14 protein-coding genes are annotated in these 15,126 nt (G+C 68.8%); 5 read left to right on the top strand and 9 right to left on the bottom strand.

Annotated features, from left to right (window positions below; all coding sequences use genetic code 11):
• Positions 1 to 31 precede the first annotated feature (31 nt).
• Entirely contained in the window at positions 32 to 268 is a 237-nt protein-coding gene (locus V7702_RS04445; RefSeq protein ID WP_335648934.1) for a hypothetical protein, read from the bottom strand.
• A gap of 117 nt (positions 269 to 385) precedes the next feature.
• Here V7702_RS04445 and V7702_RS04440 point away from each other — a divergent pair, with 117 nt between their 5' ends.
• Positions 386 to 580 carry a hypothetical protein gene (locus tag V7702_RS04440; protein WP_335648933.1) on the top strand — a complete coding sequence of 65 codons (195 nt, stop codon included), beginning with the start codon at positions 386 to 388 and terminating at the stop codon, positions 578 to 580.
• On the opposite strand, the gene V7702_RS04435 is transcribed toward V7702_RS04440, so the two are convergent.
• Positions 567 to 1,100, bottom strand: a complete 534-nt coding sequence (locus tag V7702_RS04435; protein ID WP_335648932.1) for a sigma-70 family RNA polymerase sigma factor — start codon at positions 1,098 to 1,100, stop codon at positions 567 to 569. The genes V7702_RS04440 and V7702_RS04435 overlap by 14 nt on opposite strands.
• Before the next feature lie 224 nt (positions 1,101 to 1,324).
• On the opposite strand from V7702_RS04435, the gene egtB reads away from it, so the two are divergent.
• On the top strand, positions 1,325 to 3,547 hold the full coding sequence (gene egtB / locus V7702_RS04430) for an ergothioneine biosynthesis protein EgtB (protein ID WP_335648931.1): 2,223 nt from the start codon (positions 1,325 to 1,327) through the stop codon (positions 3,545 to 3,547).
• Between the two features lie 94 nt (positions 3,548 to 3,641).
• Here the strand turns inward: egtB and V7702_RS04425 are convergent, their stop codons facing one another.
• The 5 genes from V7702_RS04425 to V7702_RS04405 all read right to left on the bottom strand — a co-directional run bounded on the left by V7702_RS04425 (position 3,642) and on the right by V7702_RS04405 (position 7,689).
• Entirely contained in the window at positions 3,642 to 3,863 is a 222-nt protein-coding gene (locus V7702_RS04425; protein ID WP_335648930.1) for a general stress protein, read from the bottom strand.
• A gap of 189 nt (positions 3,864 to 4,052) precedes the next feature.
• Positions 4,053 to 4,685, bottom strand: a complete 633-nt coding sequence (locus V7702_RS04420) for a hypothetical protein (RefSeq protein WP_335648929.1) — start codon at positions 4,683 to 4,685, stop codon at positions 4,053 to 4,055.
• Between the two features lie 186 nt (positions 4,686 to 4,871).
• Complete coding sequence (locus V7702_RS04415; RefSeq protein ID WP_335648928.1) at positions 4,872 to 6,224, bottom strand: ATP-binding protein; 1,353 nt, start codon at positions 6,222 to 6,224, stop codon at positions 4,872 to 4,874.
• Entirely contained in the window at positions 6,221 to 6,964 is a 744-nt protein-coding gene (locus V7702_RS04410) for a response regulator (RefSeq protein WP_300576826.1), read from the bottom strand. Before V7702_RS04410 ends, V7702_RS04415 begins: the two co-directional genes overlap by 4 nt.
• A 56-nt stretch (positions 6,965 to 7,020) precedes the next feature.
• Complete coding sequence (locus V7702_RS04405) at positions 7,021 to 7,689, bottom strand: MBL fold metallo-hydrolase (RefSeq protein ID WP_335648927.1); 669 nt, start codon at positions 7,687 to 7,689, stop codon at positions 7,021 to 7,023.
• Between the two features lie 152 nt (positions 7,690 to 7,841).
• Here V7702_RS04405 and V7702_RS04400 point away from each other — a divergent pair, with 152 nt between their 5' ends.
• The 3 genes from V7702_RS04400 to hrpB all read left to right on the top strand — a co-directional run bounded on the left by V7702_RS04400 (position 7,842) and on the right by hrpB (position 13,355).
• Positions 7,842 to 9,320 (top strand): amino acid permease, encoded by a 1,479-nt coding sequence (locus V7702_RS04400; protein ID WP_335648926.1) that lies wholly within the window; start codon positions 7,842 to 7,844, stop codon positions 9,318 to 9,320.
• A 133-nt stretch (positions 9,321 to 9,453) separates the two neighbouring features.
• On the top strand, positions 9,454 to 10,890 hold the full coding sequence (locus V7702_RS04395) for a sodium-dependent transporter (protein WP_335648925.1): 1,437 nt from the start codon (positions 9,454 to 9,456) through the stop codon (positions 10,888 to 10,890).
• 23 nt (positions 10,891 to 10,913) lie between these two features.
• Complete coding sequence (hrpB, locus tag V7702_RS04390; protein WP_442958392.1) at positions 10,914 to 13,355, top strand: ATP-dependent helicase HrpB; 2,442 nt, start codon at positions 10,914 to 10,916, stop codon at positions 13,353 to 13,355.
• Here the strand turns inward: hrpB and V7702_RS04385 are convergent.
• Positions 13,352 to 14,140: a TrmH family RNA methyltransferase gene (locus tag V7702_RS04385; RefSeq protein ID WP_335648924.1), complete on the bottom strand. Its 789-nt coding sequence runs from the start codon at positions 14,138 to 14,140 to the stop codon at positions 13,352 to 13,354. The genes hrpB and V7702_RS04385 overlap by 4 nt on opposite strands.
• Positions 14,137 to 15,051, bottom strand: coding sequence for a class I SAM-dependent methyltransferase (locus V7702_RS04380; protein ID WP_335648923.1), 915 nt, complete (start codon positions 15,049 to 15,051; stop codon positions 14,137 to 14,139). Before V7702_RS04380 ends, V7702_RS04385 begins: the two co-directional genes overlap by 4 nt.
• Between the last annotated feature and the right edge of the window lie 75 nt (positions 15,052 to 15,126).

The raw sequence follows: 15,126 nt of genomic DNA, 5'->3' as shown, positions 1-15,126 counted from the left end.
AAGCGGCGCAGGTTCCCGGCAAATATCTAGGTCAGGGCTTTTCCACGGGATCGGGCATTTCCTCGGCCGGTTCGCCCAGATCGGTCTCCGGCGCAGTGGGATGTCCGATTTCCTTCACATAGGCCTTGTGCTCATCGACAATGCCGCTCGGTTCGGGCCTCGCCTCTTCGGCGCCGATACCAAAGGCCTGGGCGCCGGGACGGGTCTTGCCGGGCTCATCACTGGTGCGCTCGGTAGAGGAGGCGGGCGGCTTGGGGTGTTCAGCCATGGGGGTCTCCTTGGATGGTCCGGTTCAACCCCCGCGGTCTCCGACTCGTTCCGTCGGAGAGGCTGCGTTAACCTTCTTGACGGCAACATCGCAGAGTCTCGCACAGGGAGCTTCCCCATGGCGGCCGACCGGCCCCCGACGAAGGATGAGCTGACAGCGCAGCTGTCGGCCATGTTTAAGCAGATCCAGTCCCAGGCCGTGCCCGACCGCATTATATCGATGGTGGATCAGCTGGACGGCCAGACCCAGACGCAGAGTGAAACCGACCTGACGCCCGCGTCCGCGGCCCCGCGAGCCGCTATCGCGGGGTGACCGCGTTCGACGCCTCTGGCTCTGGATCTGGAGCCTCGCGATCCTCCATGATCTTGATCAGCCTGTTGCGGGCGCGGTTCACCCGGCTCTTGATGGTGCCGATCGCGCAGCCACAAATTTCTGCGGCCTCCTCGTAGCTGAGTCCGGCTGCGCCGACCAGAATCAGGGCCTCCCGGTGCTCGTCCGGCAACTGGGCGAGGGCGGCCTGGAGGTCCTGCATGGCGACGCTCCAGTCCTGGCTGGGGGGTGTTTTCAGTTGCTTGGCGTAATCGCCGTCCTCGTCGCGCACCTCGCGCCGCCGCCGGGCGATCTGGGTGTAGTAGGTGTTGCGCAGGATGGTGAAGAGCCAGGCGCGCAGATTGGTCCCGGGCTCGAACTTGTCGCGATTGGCCCAGGCCTTGATCAGGGTGTCCTGCACCAGATCGTCGGCGTCCGAGCCATTGTGAGTCAGCGACCAGCCGAAGGCGCGCAAGGCCGGGATCATGGCCACCACGGCGTCCCGCCACCGGTCGCGCGTCATCTGGGAGCCTTCGCTCGTCACACCTGCTCCTTGTGGCCGATAGGGGGCTGATCGGTCGCCAGTCACCAACGTGGACAAGAGTCTTCCGTTCCGGGTTGCGCCGGCGGGCCTGAGGACCAACCTTAAGGAACAGGGGGCGCCTGATCAGCGTTCAACTCTGAACCTTCGCACTGGCGAGGGGCGCGGCCGGCCGGCCTGCGGAACCAGGATGGGGGAGGGGTGGAATGGCGCCTTCGGACGACGCAACCATGACCTTCGCCGCCCAGGATGCGCCCGCCCAGGCGCGGCTGCAACGGTACCTCACCACCCGGGCGCGCAGCGAACATCTGGTCCGCGACCTGTCGCCTGAAGACCAACTGGCCCAGTCGATGCCGGACGCCAGTCCGACCAAATGGCACCTCGCCCATACTACCTGGTTCTTTGAAACCTTCCTCCTAATCCCTGGTCTGCCGGGCTATCGGGTTTTCGACGAACGGTTCGGGTTCCTCTTCAACTCCTATTACGAAGCCCTTGGCCCCCGTCAGCCTCGGCCCCAACGGGGGCTTCTGACCCGTCCCTCTCAGGAGCGGGTGATGGCCTATCGCGCCCATGTGGACGAGGCGATGACCCGTCTGCTGCTGTCGGGCGAAACGGTTCTTGAGGACCTGTTCGACCTGGGGGTCGCCCATGAGGAGCAGCATCAGGAGCTGATCCTGATGGATATCCTGCATCTCTTCGCCCAGTCGCCGTTGAAGCCCGCCTATGGCCGCGGCGCTGTCGCCGGCCTGGCGGCAGATCCCGGGCCGCCGAACTTTCAGGGCTTCGAGGGCGGGCTTGTAGAGATCGGCCATGACGGAAAGGGCTTCGCCTTCGACAACGAAGGCCCGCGGCACAAGACCTATCTGGCGCCCTACAGCCTGGCGGACCGCCTGGTGACCAATGGCGAGTGGCTGAGCTTCATGGCCGACGGTGGCTATGAGCGGGCCGAGCTCTGGCTCTCGGACGGCTGGGCTAGCGTCCAGGCCGAGGGCTGGCGCGCGCCCTTCTACTGGCAGGAGGCTGAGGTCGGGACTGGCTGGAGCGCCATGAGCCTCCAAGGCCTGCGCCCCATCGATCCTCACCTGCCCGTGGCCCACCTCAGCTACTTCGAGGCCGACGCTTTCGCGACCTGGGCCGGCGCGCGCCTGCCCACGGAAGCCGAGTGGGAGCATGCCGCCGCTCAACTTCCCCGCCGCGGCAATTTCCTCGACCGCGCCTGTCCTGCGCCGACGGCGGCCAGCGGGTCTGGCCTGCGCCAGATGTATGGCGATCTCTGGGAGTGGACCCGCAGCGCCTATGGCCCCTATCCGGGCTTCGCCCCGGCCGAAGGGGCGGTGGGCGAGTACAACGGCAAGTTCATGAGCGGCCAGATGGTGCTGCGCGGCGGCGCCTGCGTCACGCCAACCGGCCATGTGCGGACCACCTATCGCAACTTCTTCCACCCGCATCAGCGGTGGATGTTCTCGGGTCTGCGCCTGGCCAAGGACGGCGCGGCCCCCAAGCCCCGCCGCCGCAGCGCCTTCGAGGCCGACGCCCTGTCGGGCCTGGCGCGCCCGCAAAAGGCGATGTCGCCCAAGTACTTCTACGACGCCGAGGGCTCGCGCCTGTTCGAGGATATCTGCGGGCTGCCGGAATACTATCCGACCCGCACCGAACTCGCCCTTCTTCAGGACGCGGCTGCAGAGATAGCAGCCTGTATCCCACAGGGCGCAGCGCTGGTGGAGTTCGGTAGTGGGGCCAGCCTGAAGACGCGCCAGATCCTGGACCATGCGCCGCAGGTCGCGGTCTATACGCCCATCGACATCAGCCCGAGCGCCCTGGACGAGGCCGTAGCCAACCTGTCCGCCGACTACCCCGCCTTGACGCTCGCGTCCCTGGCCGACGACTTCACTACGGCCCTGGACCTTCCGACGGCCGCGCAAGGCCGGCCAGCGGTCGGCTTCTTCCCCGGCTCGACCATCGGCAACCTGACGCCGGAGGAGGCGGTCGAATTTCTGGTCAACGCCCGCCACCTGCTCGGCGATGGCGCGCGCTTCCTGGTCGGCGCCGATCTGGTCAAGGATGAGGCGGTGCTGGTCGCGGCCTATGATGACGCCCAAGGCGTGACCGCGGCGTTCAATCTGAACCTGCTGGCCCGGATGAACCGGGAACTGGACGCAAACTTCGATCTCGCCGCCTTTTCCCATCGCGCGCTCTGGAACGCCGAGGCCGCGCGGATCGAAATGCATCTGGTGTCGCGCAAAGACCAGGACGTTCAGGTCGCCGGTCGGCGCTTCCACTTCGCCGCGGGAGAGACCATCCACACCGAGAACTCACACAAGTTCACGCCCGAGCGGCTGGAGGCCCTGGCGGGCAAGGCGGGGTGGAAGATGGAACGGCGCTGGATCAGCGCCGCGCCGGCGTTCGGGATTTTCCTGCTGAGCGCTTGAAGCGCGCCGGAGGCGAGTGGCCCCAATCACCTCTGGCGCGCTTCAGGATGTGGAGCAGGGGCGGTTCAGGCGCGGAGCCTGAACCCGGCCGCCTCTAGGACTCGGTCGTCTCGTCGGCGTCACGACGACCGCCGCCCCTCGAAGCCTCGCCGCCCTTGCGGCCGGCGGAGGCGGCCAGATCACGGTCCTTGGCGAAGCTGCGCTTTTCGCCAGGCACGCTGGCGCCGCCCTTGCGCGCGATTTCACGACGGCGCTCGGGGTTCATGGCGGCGAAGCCACGACGGGCGCGGGGGGGATTTTGGTCGGCAATGCTCATCAGGGTCACTCCTTGCAGGCGGCGTCGGAACTCTCGCCCGACAGTCCGGCTCCGGAAGGTCGTGTAAGGCTCCGCTCTAGCAACCCGCGAATCGCGCCTGGGGTTGCGTCAGCGAATCCCGGAATTTTTACAGTGGGCTACAGCCGTCGAGCTTGCCTATGGAGTGGCGGCCGCCGCTGCATCGACCCGTCACTCCGAACCGCCGATGATCACCCGTTCGCCCGCCGCCAGAGGGCCCTGGATTTCGGTCAGGGATCCGTCCGTGGCGCGCAAGCGGACAGGCACGGCCCAGGGCTCGCCGTCGCGCAGGAGATAGATCACACCAGTATCGTAGCCGTCGGATTCCGGCCGTCCGACCGCCGCCATGCTGGCGCGTAGGCTGGCCAGCTTTTCCTTCTGATCTGCGCGCAGGCTGGGTTCCAGCTTGGCGAAGGCCTCATGGGTGGCCCGGACCACGCCCTCGATTACCGCCGCGCGATCGCCGTCGGCCTGGGCCGCCAAAAGGGTGATCTGGCGCCGGAGATCCAGGGAGAGGCGCTTCCACACCCGCTGCTGCGCGGCGTCGAGATCGAGAATGTCGGCCACTGGGGCCCTGGGCGCGCCATGCCGAGGAGGCCCGCCGGAGAATCGCGCCGCGCTGTGGAACCTTGAGGGTGACCCCGCGTCTGTCGGCCTCCAGCCCAGGGCGGCGGCCGGGACCCTTGTCACCTGCCGGCCGCTCTCGCCCATGACCTGTTCAACGGCCGCCGTGCGGTAGACCGCCCTGGGTTCGCCCGTCCGCAGGATGAGGCCCCCGGCGATCAGCAGGGCGATCAGCGTCACCCCTCCCATGGCCCAGGCTGGGCGGGACGTGCGTGAAAGGGACCTACGGCCGGGTGATGGCGACGGACTCATGGAACCTGTGCTCCAGCGGGCGGCCGCGCCGCGCCGGGGGCGGCCCCTTGCTAGCGCTATCCCGGAATCTAGGCGACGCCATGTCTGTGGCGACGCTTCGCGCCCGAGATCGACCTAGCCCGGCAGGGTCACCCGCGCCGTCAGCCCGCCACCAGGGCGGTTGACCATGGTGACGTCGCCGCCGTGGCTGCGGGCGATGGAGCGGACGACGGCCAGGCCCAGGCCGATGCCGCCGGTGCCGCGGCTGCGGGAGGGTTCACGGCGATAGAAGGGTTCGAACACCCGCTCGATCTCGGCCTCAGGGATGCCGGGTCCCTCATCATCGATCTCTATGATCACGGCGCGTTCAGCGGTGACCACGCGGGCGCGGGCCCGGTCGCCAAACTTGACGGCGTTCTCCACCAGATTGGTGACCAGCCGGCGCAGGGCCACGGGGTCGCCCTCGATCACCACCTTCTCGGCGCGCTCGACCTCGATGGCCGCGCCGGTTTCGGCCATCTCATCGCAGACGCTCTCGACCAATGAGGCCAGTTCCAGCCTGGTGCGCTGGCCTGGACGCGTAGCGTCGCGGACGAAGCCCAGGGTGGCGGCCACCATGGCCTCCATCTGATCGATATCGGCGGCCATCTTGGCGCGCTGGTCCTCCGGCGCGTTCTCGATCCGGAACCGAAGACGGGTCAGGGGGGTGCGCAGGTCGTGGGCGATGGCGCCGACCATGGCGGTCCGGTCCTGCACATAGCGGCGCAGGCGCTCTTGCATCTGGTTGAACGCCCCGGCGGCGATGGCGATCTCCGCCGAGCCGCGGATGGTCAGCGGCGGCGCCTCGGGATCGCGCCCCAGGCGCTCGGCCGCCTGGGCGAACAGACGGAACGGTTGCGACAGTCGCCTGGCGAACATCCAGGCGATCGGCGCCATGACCAGGGCCGAGAGCAGGAACCAGAGCATGACCCGCTTCTGCCAGACGTTCAGGCCCAGGCCGCGCTGGGGCCGCACCACGGCCCACTGGCCGTCGGGGCGCTGCATGGCGATCTCGAACGGCGCCACCAGGAACCGGTCTTCCTGACCTTCGCCGCCCTCCCGCTCCATGCGGTCGCGGACGATGCGAAAGACCCGGCGGTCGGAAATGGGCAGCCGGTAGGTCTTGGCGATGACGATGGCGCTGGGCGCCACGCCGAGATCCTCGGCCAGCTTGTCCCGGGCCCACATCATGCTGTCGGCGGTCGATTCCCCCTCCGGCGGGGAATCGGCGAGGCTGTACTGAAGATCGCGCCGCTCGATCAGGTCTCCGGGCCGCCCCTGCAGGGCCTCGGCGATCTCGGAGAAGCGGTAGAAGTCCGGCACCGGCGGGGGCAGGTTGAACAGCAGGAAGACGCTGATCGCCTGGGCGGTGATCAGGCTGACCCCCACCAGCATCAGCACCTGGACGAACAGGGAGGCGGTCGGCCGGCCGTCCCGGGCTCGGCTCATGGACGCTTCACCTTGGGGGTGAACATGTAGCCTTCATTGCGGATGGTGCGGATCAGGTCGTGGCCGCCGCCGTCATCCAGCTTGCGGCGCAGGCGGCTGATCTGCACATCGATGGCCCGGTCGAAGGCGTCGGAGGTCGGCCCGCGGGCGAAGTCCAGGAGTTGGTCGCGGGTCAGCACCCGCTGGGGCCGCTCGACGAAGGCGCGCAGCAGCGAGAACTCACCACTGGACAGGTTGACCACCACCCCCTGCGGCGAGCGCAGCTCCCGGCGCACCAGGTCCAGGCGCCAGCCGGCGAATTCGCAGGCAGCGCCGAGGTCGTCGCCCGATCCCCGCTGCTCGGCCCGGCGCAGGATGGCGCGGATACGGGCCAGCAGTTCGCGGGGATTGCACGGCTTGGAGAGGTAGTCGTCGGCGCCCAGCTCGAGGCCGACGATGCGGTCGGTGTCCTCGCCCATGGCCGAGAGCATGATGATCGGCGGCGCCTCGCCCACCGCCAGGCGGCGGCAGATGGCCAGGCCATCCTCGCCGGGCAACATCACGTCGAGGACGATCAGGTCCACCGGCTCGCGCTCCAGGGCCTGCTCCATCTCGCGGGCGTCGCCGGCTGTAGTCACCGAATAGCCGTGGCGGCCCAGGAAGTCGGACACCACGTCGCGGATTCCAGGGTCGTCATCGACCATCAGAATCCGGGCGGTGGGGCCTGGGGCGTCGGTGAGCGTCGTCTGCATGCGAGCCATTTTCGCCCTCCGGGGTAACAGTCAGATTTCACGCCTGTAAAGGCGCATGCGTGGATTCAGCGCGCCAGGATGTCGTCGGCGACGAAGGGATTGGTCCGCCGCTCGGCGCCGAAGCTCGACATCGGCCCATGGCCGCAGACGAAGCGCACGTCGTCGCCCAGCGGCCAGAGCTTGCCGGTGATGGCCTCGATCAGATCCTGGTGATTGCCCCGGGGAAAGTCGGTGCGGCCGATGGAGCCCTGGAAGAGCACGTCCCCCACCTGGGCGAAGCGGGCCTGGCGATGGAAGAAGACCACATGACCGGGCGTGTGTCCGGGGCAGTGATAGACCTCGAACTCGGTTTCGCCGAGCTGCACCGTGTCGCCGTTCTCCAGCCAGCGGTCGGGGGTGAAGGACCGCGCCTCGGGCATGCCCCAGCGGGCGCCGTCGGCGTCCATCTGGTCGATCCAGAAGGCGTCGTCGCGGTGGGGGCCTTCGATGGGGACTCCGGTGGCCGCCTTCAGGGCCGCGGTTCCGCCGGCATGGTCAAGGTGGCCGTGGGTGATCCAGATCTTCTCCAGGGTCAGGTCATGGTCCCTCAGCGCCTGGAGCAGGCGAGGGACCTCGCCGCCGGGATCGATGATCGCCGCCTTCTTCGACCTGGCGCACCAGACGATGGTGCAGTTCTGCGCCAGGGGAGTCACCGGCGCGATCAGGGCGCGGATGGGCGGTTCCGATGGGTTCAAGAGCGTTCACCTTCGCTTTTCGCGGCATTGTCCCTGTTTCGCCCAGGCGGGAAAAGGCCCCGTCTTGAGACCGATTGCCGGACTCTGCGTGGCGTGCATTGCTCCGGCCATTCGGGCGGCGTTGTGCTGCGCCCGTGGGGACACGACTTGCGATGAAGATTTTCGCAAAAAAGCCGATCGAAGTGCTTCTGGCGCAGGCGGCGGAACAGGGCGAGCATACGCTCAAGCGCAGCCTCGGCCCGGTCAGCCTGACCGCGCTCGGCATCGGTTCGGTCATCGGGGCGGGTATTTTCGTCCTGACCGGCCAGGCGGCTGAGGCCCATGCGGGGCCGGCCATCACCATCTCGTTCATCATCGCAGGCCTGGTCTGCGCCCTGGCGGCGCTCTGCTATGCGGAGTTGGCCTCGACCATTCCGGTGGCCGGGTCGGCCTACACCTATGCCTATGCGACAGTGGGCGAGTTCTTCGCCTGGATCATCGCCTGGGACCTGATCGTCGAATATCTGTTCGCCGGCGCCACGGTCGCCGTCGGCTGGTCCGGCTATTTCGTGGGCATGATGGCCGACTTCGGCGTGATCATACCCGCGGCCTGGAGCCAGGCGCCCTATCTGGTCAACGACGCCCACCAGCTGGTCGCCACCGGCGCCATCCTCAACGTTCCGGCCATGGCCATCATCGCGATCACCGCCGCGGTGCTGATCGCCGGGATCACGGAATCGGCTCTCTTCAACAACGCCATCGTACTGCTGAAGGTCTCGGTGGTGCTCCTCGTGATCATCTTCGGCTTCCTTTATGTGAACCCGGCCAACTGGCAGCCCTTCATCCCCGCCGAGACCACGGACCCCGTCACCGGCGCCTCCAAGTACGGACTAGGCGGGATATTCGCCGCCGCCGGGGTGATCTTCTTCGCCTATATCGGCTTCGAGACCATCTCGACGGCCGCCCAGGAAACCAAGAACCCCCAGCGGACCCTGCCCATCGGCATCCTGGCCTCCCTGGGCATCTGCACCGGGCTCTACATTCTGATGAGCCTGGTGATCACGGGCCTCGCCCCCTACACGATGCTGAACGTGCCGGCGCCGGTCTATGTGGCGGTGGACAATGTCGGACCGCAGCTGGCCTGGCTGAAGCCGGTGGTGACCATCGGGGCCACCGTGGGGCTGGCCTCCACCATCATGGCGCTGCTCTATGGCCAGTCGCGGATCTTCTACGCCATGTCCCGCGACGGCCTGCTGCCGCCGATCTTCTCCAAGGTGCACCCCAGGCGGCGCACGCCATGGGCGGGCACGGCGCTCACGGCCATCTTCGCAGGCCTGATGGCCGGCCTGTTCCCCATCGGGCTATTGGGCGAATTGGTGTCGGTCGGCACCCTGCTGGCCTTCTCGATGATCTGTGGGGCGGTGCTCTATCTGCGGATCTCGCGGCCCGACCTGCCACGAGCCTTCAAGACGCCGCTGGTGTGGCTCGTCGCGCCGGGCGGCATGCTGGCCTGCCTCTATCTGATCTCCAGCCTGCCGGCGGCGACATTCGTCCGACTGGTGGTGTGGCTGGTCATCGGGATCGCGGTCTATTTTGGCTACGCCTACTGGCACTCGCGCTATCACGAAAAAACCCTCGGCGCGGGGCAGTAGAGGGACGTCCGGGGCCGGGCGCACGTCCCCCGGTCCCGGCGCCTCGCTCGCACCTGGCTTGATTGTTCGTCCGACGCTGGCCAAGGTCGCGGCTTCGGCGTCCCACGGACGTGTCTAGCCGCGGGAAATCTTCATGGTCGCCAATGCCCCTGCTGCGGCTCAGCCCCACTGGTCGTCCAAGGCGGCGTTTGTCCTCGCTGCGGTCGGCTCCGCCGTCGGCCTGGGCAACCTCTGGCGCTTTCCCTCCGAGGCCGGCGTCAATGGCGGCGGGGCCTTCGTCCTGATCTACATCCTCTGCGTGGCCCTGATCGGCGCGCCGCTGCTGCTGGCCGAGACCCTGATCGGCCGCCATGGCCAGAGATCGACCGTGGCCAGCGCAACCCTGATGGCCAGGCAATCTAACGCCAGCAGCGGCTGGGCGAGCCTGGCGGTGGTCGGCATGATCGCCAACTATGTGATCCTGACCTTCTACAGCGTCGTCGCCGGCTGGGTGCTCTACTACATCGGAACCTCGGCGGCCGACGTGGTCCGCACGACCCTGGCTGGCCAGCCCTTCGCGGGCGCCTACTCCCATCTGAGCGTCGAGGAGGTGAGGGGCCAGATGCCGGCCCTGTTCGCCAATCCGTTGCAGATGACCCTGACCCATTTCCTGTTCGCCGCGGCGACGACCTTCGTGGTGGCTCGCGGCGTGAAGGGCGGCATTGAGGTGGCCGCCACCTGGCTGATGCCGGCCTTCTTCGTCCTACTGGTGGCGATCACCATCTATGCTGGGATCAGCGGCGACTTCGCCGCGGCCTTGACCTTCCTGTTCACCCCGGACTTCGGGCGCGCCCTGCAGCCCCAGGTGCTGAACTCGGCCCTCGGCCAGGCCTTCTTTTCCTTAAGCCTCGGCGGCGGAGCCATGGTCGCCTATGGCGCCTATGCTTCGCGCGACACCAATCTCGGCCAGACCTCGGGCTTCATCTCGGCGGCCGATACCGCCGTCGCCATCATCGCCGGCCTGGCCATCTTCCCCATCGTGTTCAGCGTCGGCCTGACGCCGGACGCCGGCCCGACCCTGATGTTCCAGACCCTGCCCGCGGCCTTCCACAGCATGCCGGCCGGCGCCCTGGTGGGGCTGGCCTTCTTCGTCCTGGTGCTGTTCGCCGCCCTGACCTCCTCGGTGTCCCTGCTGGAGATTTCCACCGCCTATTTCGTGGAGCGGTTCAAGGTCAGCCGGGCCGTGGTGGCGAGCCTCCTGGGCGCCAGCTTCTTCCTGATCGGCATGGTGTCTGTGCTGTCCTTCAATGTCTGGGCCGACCATCGTCCGCTGGCCTTCGTCCCGGGCTTCGAGAACGCCAACTGGTTCGATGTCTTCGACGGGGTGACCGGGCGAATCCTGCTGCCGCTATCGGGATTGATCACGGCGGTGTTCGTCGGCTGGATCGCCGACCGCAAGCTGGTAGACGCCGAAACCGGCCTGGCGGGCGGCCCGCTGCTGACCCTCTGGCGGTTCCTGATCGCCTGGCTGTGCCCGATCGCGGTGTTCCTGATCCTGCTGTTTGGCCTCTTTCCCCAACTGATCAGCTGAGCGGACCAGAGGCGGTCATCCCTTTGACGTCCCATCTGCCGATCCATGACGTTCTAGGCGCGGTGAACGAGGCCCTGACGACAGGGACCCGCGCAGTGCTGGTCGCCCCGCCCGGCGCCGGCAAGACCACGGTCACGCCGCTCTCCCTGCTGGACGCGCCATGGCGGGGCGAGGACCGCATCATCATGCTGGAGCCCCGCCGCCTGGCCGCGCGGGCGGCGGCCGAGCGTATGGCCTCAACCTTGGGCGAGGCGGTGGGCGAGACCGTCGGCTTTCGCGTGCGGATGCAGTCCAAGGTCTCAGGCCGAACCCGGATCGAGGTGGTGACCGAGGGAGTCTTCACCCGGATGATCCTGGCCGATCCCGGCCTGTCGGGCGTGGCTTGCGTGATCTTCGACGAGTTCCACGAGCGCAGCCTGGACGCCGACCTTGGCCTGGCCCTGGCTCTGGATGCGCAAGGCCTGCTGCGGGACGATCTGCGCCTGCTGGTCATGTCGGCCACCCTGGATGGCGCGGCCGTCGCCCGGCTGATGGACGGTGCCCCGGTGATCGAGAGCCTGGGCCGCGCCTTTCCGGTGGAGACCCGCTATCTCGGCCGCAATGAGCCCCTGCGTCTGGAGGACGCCGTGGTTCGGGCCATCGAGCGCGCCCTGGCCGAGGAGACCGGCGGGATTCTGGTCTTCCTGCCGGGTCAGGGCGAGATCCTGCGCACCGCCCAGCGGCTGAGCGAGCGGCTCCGGCGCGACGACGTGCTGGTCGCGCCGCTCTATGGCGCCCTGGACCCCAAGGCCCAGGACCGGGCCGTGGCGGCGCCCCCGCCGGGCTTACGCAAGGTGGTGCTGGCGACCTCCATCGCCGAGACCAGCCTGACGCTTGAGGACGTGCGGGTGGTGATCGACGTCGGCCAGGCCCGTGTGCCGCGCTTTGACCCCTCAAGCGGCCTGACCCGCCTGGCCACGGTGCGGGTCAGCCGGGCCGCGGCCGACCAGCGGCGCGGGCGGGCGGGGCGGACGGCGCCGGGCGTCTGCTACCGGTTATGGGACGAGGCCGAGACCCGCGCCCTGCCGGCCTTCGCCGACCCGGAAATCCTCGACGCCGACCTGTCGGGCCTGGCCCTGGACATGGCCCGCTGGGGCGCGAAGTCGGCCGACGACCTGGCCTTTCTCGACCCGCCGCCGCGGGCGGCTCTGGCCGAGGCCCAGGCACTGCTGCGCCGGCTGGAGGCGGTCGATGAGGCCGGGGTTCTGACCCCGCACGGCGAGGCCCTGGCCGACATGCCCCTGCCGCCGCGGCTGGCGCACATGGTCCTGCGGGCCGCCGAGCATGGGCTGGCCCTGCGCGCCGCACGCATCGCGGCCCTGGTCACCGAGCGCAGTTTGGGCGGCCGCGAAGCCCATCTGACCCACCGCCTGGAAGCCTTCGACCGCGACAGCTCGCCCCGCGCCCGGGACGCCCGCGCCCTGGCCGACCGCTGGATCCGGGGAACGAGGGCCGGGAAGGGCGCGCCGCTCAGCGACGGCCAGATGCTGGCGTTGGCCTATCCCGAACGGGTGGCCAAGGCCCGCGGACCCTTGGGGGAGTTCCAGCTGGCCACCGGCCGTGGCGCCTTCATCGAGCCGGGCGACGTCCTGGCCCGGGAGCCCTGGCTGGCGGTGGCCGAGCTGGGCGGCGGGGATCGCCGCGACCGCATCCTGCTGGCCGCACCCCTGACGCAGGATGAAATCCTCGCGGCCTTCGCGCCCATTTTGGAGACCGAGGACCGGGTCGAGGAGAGCCCCGGCGGCCGGATCCGCGTGCGCCGCCTGACCAGGCTGGGCCGGCTCGCCCTTGATGAAAGCCTGGATGACAATCCGCCGCCCGAAGTGGTCGCTCAGGCCCTGGCCGTGCGCCTGCGACGGGAGGGCCTCGGCGCCCTGCGCTGGGGAACGGCGGCGACGGCGCTGCGCAAGCGGATCGCCTTCCTGCGAGAGCGGGATGCGGACACCTGGCCGGACCTGTCGGACCAGGCCCTGGTGGCGCAAATCGACGACTGGCTGACGCCGCTGCTGCACGGCCTTCGCGGGCTCGCCGACCTGACGCCGGACCTGCTGGACGGCGCCCTGCGCAGTCTCGTTCCCTGGGACCTCCAGCGACGGGTCGAGGCGGAGTTGCCTACCCACTGGACTGCGCCCACGGGAAACCGGGCGCAGATCGACTATGAGGCCGAGGGCGGCCCGCGGGTGGAGATCCGCGTGCAGGAGGTGTTCGGCCTGAATGAGCACCCGATGGTGGCGGGCCGGCCCCTGACGCTGGCCCTTTTGTCGCCGGCCCGACGGCCGATCCAGTTGACCCAGGACCTGCCGGGCTTCTGGCGCGGCTCCTGGCGGGATGTGCGGGCCGATATGCGCGGCCGCTATCCCCGCCATCCCTGGCCGGAAGACCCGTCCGTGGCCGACCCGACCACCCGGACCAAGCCCCGAAGCTAGCTGGCCGCGTAGATCATCACGCCGGTGGCCACCGACAGGTTCAGGCTGTCGGCCCGGCCGCGCATGGGAATCTTGACGTTGACGTCGCAGAGGGCAGCCATTTCCGGCGGCAGGCCCTGTTGTTCGTTGCCCATCAGGATCAGGACCGGGTGGACATAGTCGGCGCTGCGGTGGTCCACCTCTGCGCTCAGCAGCGTGCCAACCACCGAGCCTGGCCAATCGCGGCGCCAGGCGGCGAACTCGCCTTCTGTGGCCTGGGCGATGGGCACGGCGAAGATCGAGCCCATGGTCGCCCGCACCGCCTCCACCGAATAGGGATCGCAGCATTCCCCGACCAGCACGACCGCGCCGCAGCCGGCGGCGTCGGCGGTGCGGATGATGGTCCCCAGATTGCCGGGATCGCGCACCCGGTGCAGGGCGACCCAGGCCTTGGCGGTTCGCGGCTCCAGCGAGGTGAGGGGAGCGAAGACCTGGCGGAAGACGCCCACCACCGCCTGGGGATTGTCCCGCCGGGAGACCTTGGCGAGGATGTCCTGGGTCACCTCGATGACCTCGCCGCCGGCCTTGTCGGTCGCATCGGCTGCGGCGCGCAGCAGGGGATGATCGGCGGCCTCGCGTCCAAAGAGCAGGATTTCCGGCGCGTGACCGGTCTCGACCCCCTCGGTGACGTTCTTCAGGCCCTCGGCCACGAACAGGCCGGTCTCGTCCCGGGTTTTGCGTTGGTGCAAGGCCCGAACGGCCTTGACCGTCGGATTGGTCAGGGAGGTGACGACCCGCCCGCTCACGCGGCCCACCGGGCGTAGAAGGACAGGCCGATCTCACGCTCGCCGGACTGCTCCGACAGCGCCAGTTCGCCCCATTCGATGGTTCCGCCGCGTTCGGCCAGACGCTCGGACAACAGGCCTGCGAGGGCCGCGCCGGAGATCCGGGCTGCATAAGCGTTCAGTATAAGGAAGGAGGCCTTTTCCGAGAGAAGTTCGGCGCATAGCGCCGAAAGCTCGGGCAAATCCTCGAACAATCGCCAGACCTCGCCGGTGGGGCCGCGGCCGTATTTCGGCGGGTCGAGGATGATCCCCTCATAGCGTGAGCCCCGGCGGACCTCGCGCTGCACATAGCGGCGGGCGTCCTCGCAGATCCAGCGGATGGGTCGGTCGGCCAGCCCAGATAGCTCGGCGTTCTCGCGGGCCCAGGCGATGGCCTTCTTCGAGGCGTCCACATGGGTCACCGCCGCCCCGGCCGAGGCGCAGACCAGGCTGGCGACGCCCGTGTAGCCGAAGAGGTTCAGCACCCGGGGCGGTTCGGCCGCCCCCTGGGCATCGCTGCGAATACGCGTCTCCAGCCATTCCCAGTTGGCCGCCTGTTCGGGGAAGAAGGCCAGGTGGCGGAAGGCGGTGAAGCGGGCGTTGAACTTCGCCTGGCGCCAGGACATGGGCCAGGAGTCCTGCGGCTTACCCTGGAAGCGCCAGCGGCCGGCGTCCTCCTCGTCGCTGGGGTCGAAGGTGGCGTCGGCCCTGGCCCAGGTCTCGGCGTCGAGCCGCGGCGCCCACAGGCACTGGGGCTCGGGCCGCACGACCGTATAGGGGCCGTAGCGCTCCAGCTTCTTGCCGTCCCCGGAATCCAGCAGGGCGTAGTCGGCCCAGCCGGTGGTGCGCATCACGCCGGGGGTTTCGGCGACGGTGGGGCGTGGTGAAGTCATGGGCTTCGCTTACGAAAAAGCCGCCGACGACGCCAGGGGATGAAATCCTATAGGGTCGGGTATGGCGTCGAACGG

The organism is Phenylobacterium sp. (assembly GCF_036963605.1).
In the GTDB taxonomy this organism is placed as follows: domain Bacteria; phylum Pseudomonadota; class Alphaproteobacteria; order Caulobacterales; family Caulobacteraceae; genus Phenylobacterium.
Note: the sequence above shows the minus strand (reverse complement) of the source record. Positions and strands in the feature narration are given on the sequence as shown.

Coding starts and splice junctions, on each gene's coding strand:
- V7702_RS04445 (WP_335648934.1), bottom strand. CDS start 268: ATGGCTGAACACCCCAAGCCGCCCGCCTCCTCTACCGAGCGCACCAGT.
- V7702_RS04440 (WP_335648933.1), top strand. CDS start 386: ATGGCGGCCGACCGGCCCCCGACGAAGGATGAGCTGACAGCGCAGCTG.
- V7702_RS04435 (WP_335648932.1), bottom strand. CDS start 1,100: ATGACGCGCGACCGGTGGCGGGACGCCGTGGTGGCCATGATCCCGGCC.
- egtB (WP_335648931.1), top strand. CDS start 1,325: ATGGCGCCTTCGGACGACGCAACCATGACCTTCGCCGCCCAGGATGCG.
- V7702_RS04425 (WP_335648930.1), bottom strand. CDS start 3,863: ATGAGCATTGCCGACCAAAATCCCCCCCGCGCCCGTCGTGGCTTCGCC.
- V7702_RS04415 (WP_335648928.1), bottom strand. CDS start 6,224: ATGAGCCGAGCCCGGGACGGCCGGCCGACCGCCTCCCTGTTCGTCCAG.
- V7702_RS04410 (WP_300576826.1), bottom strand. CDS start 6,964: ATGGCTCGCATGCAGACGACGCTCACCGACGCCCCAGGCCCCACCGCC.
- V7702_RS04400 (WP_335648926.1), top strand. CDS start 7,842: ATGAAGATTTTCGCAAAAAAGCCGATCGAAGTGCTTCTGGCGCAGGCG.
- V7702_RS04395 (WP_335648925.1), top strand. CDS start 9,454: ATGGTCGCCAATGCCCCTGCTGCGGCTCAGCCCCACTGGTCGTCCAAG.
- V7702_RS04380 (WP_335648923.1), bottom strand. CDS start 15,051: ATGACTTCACCACGCCCCACCGTCGCCGAAACCCCCGGCGTGATGCGC.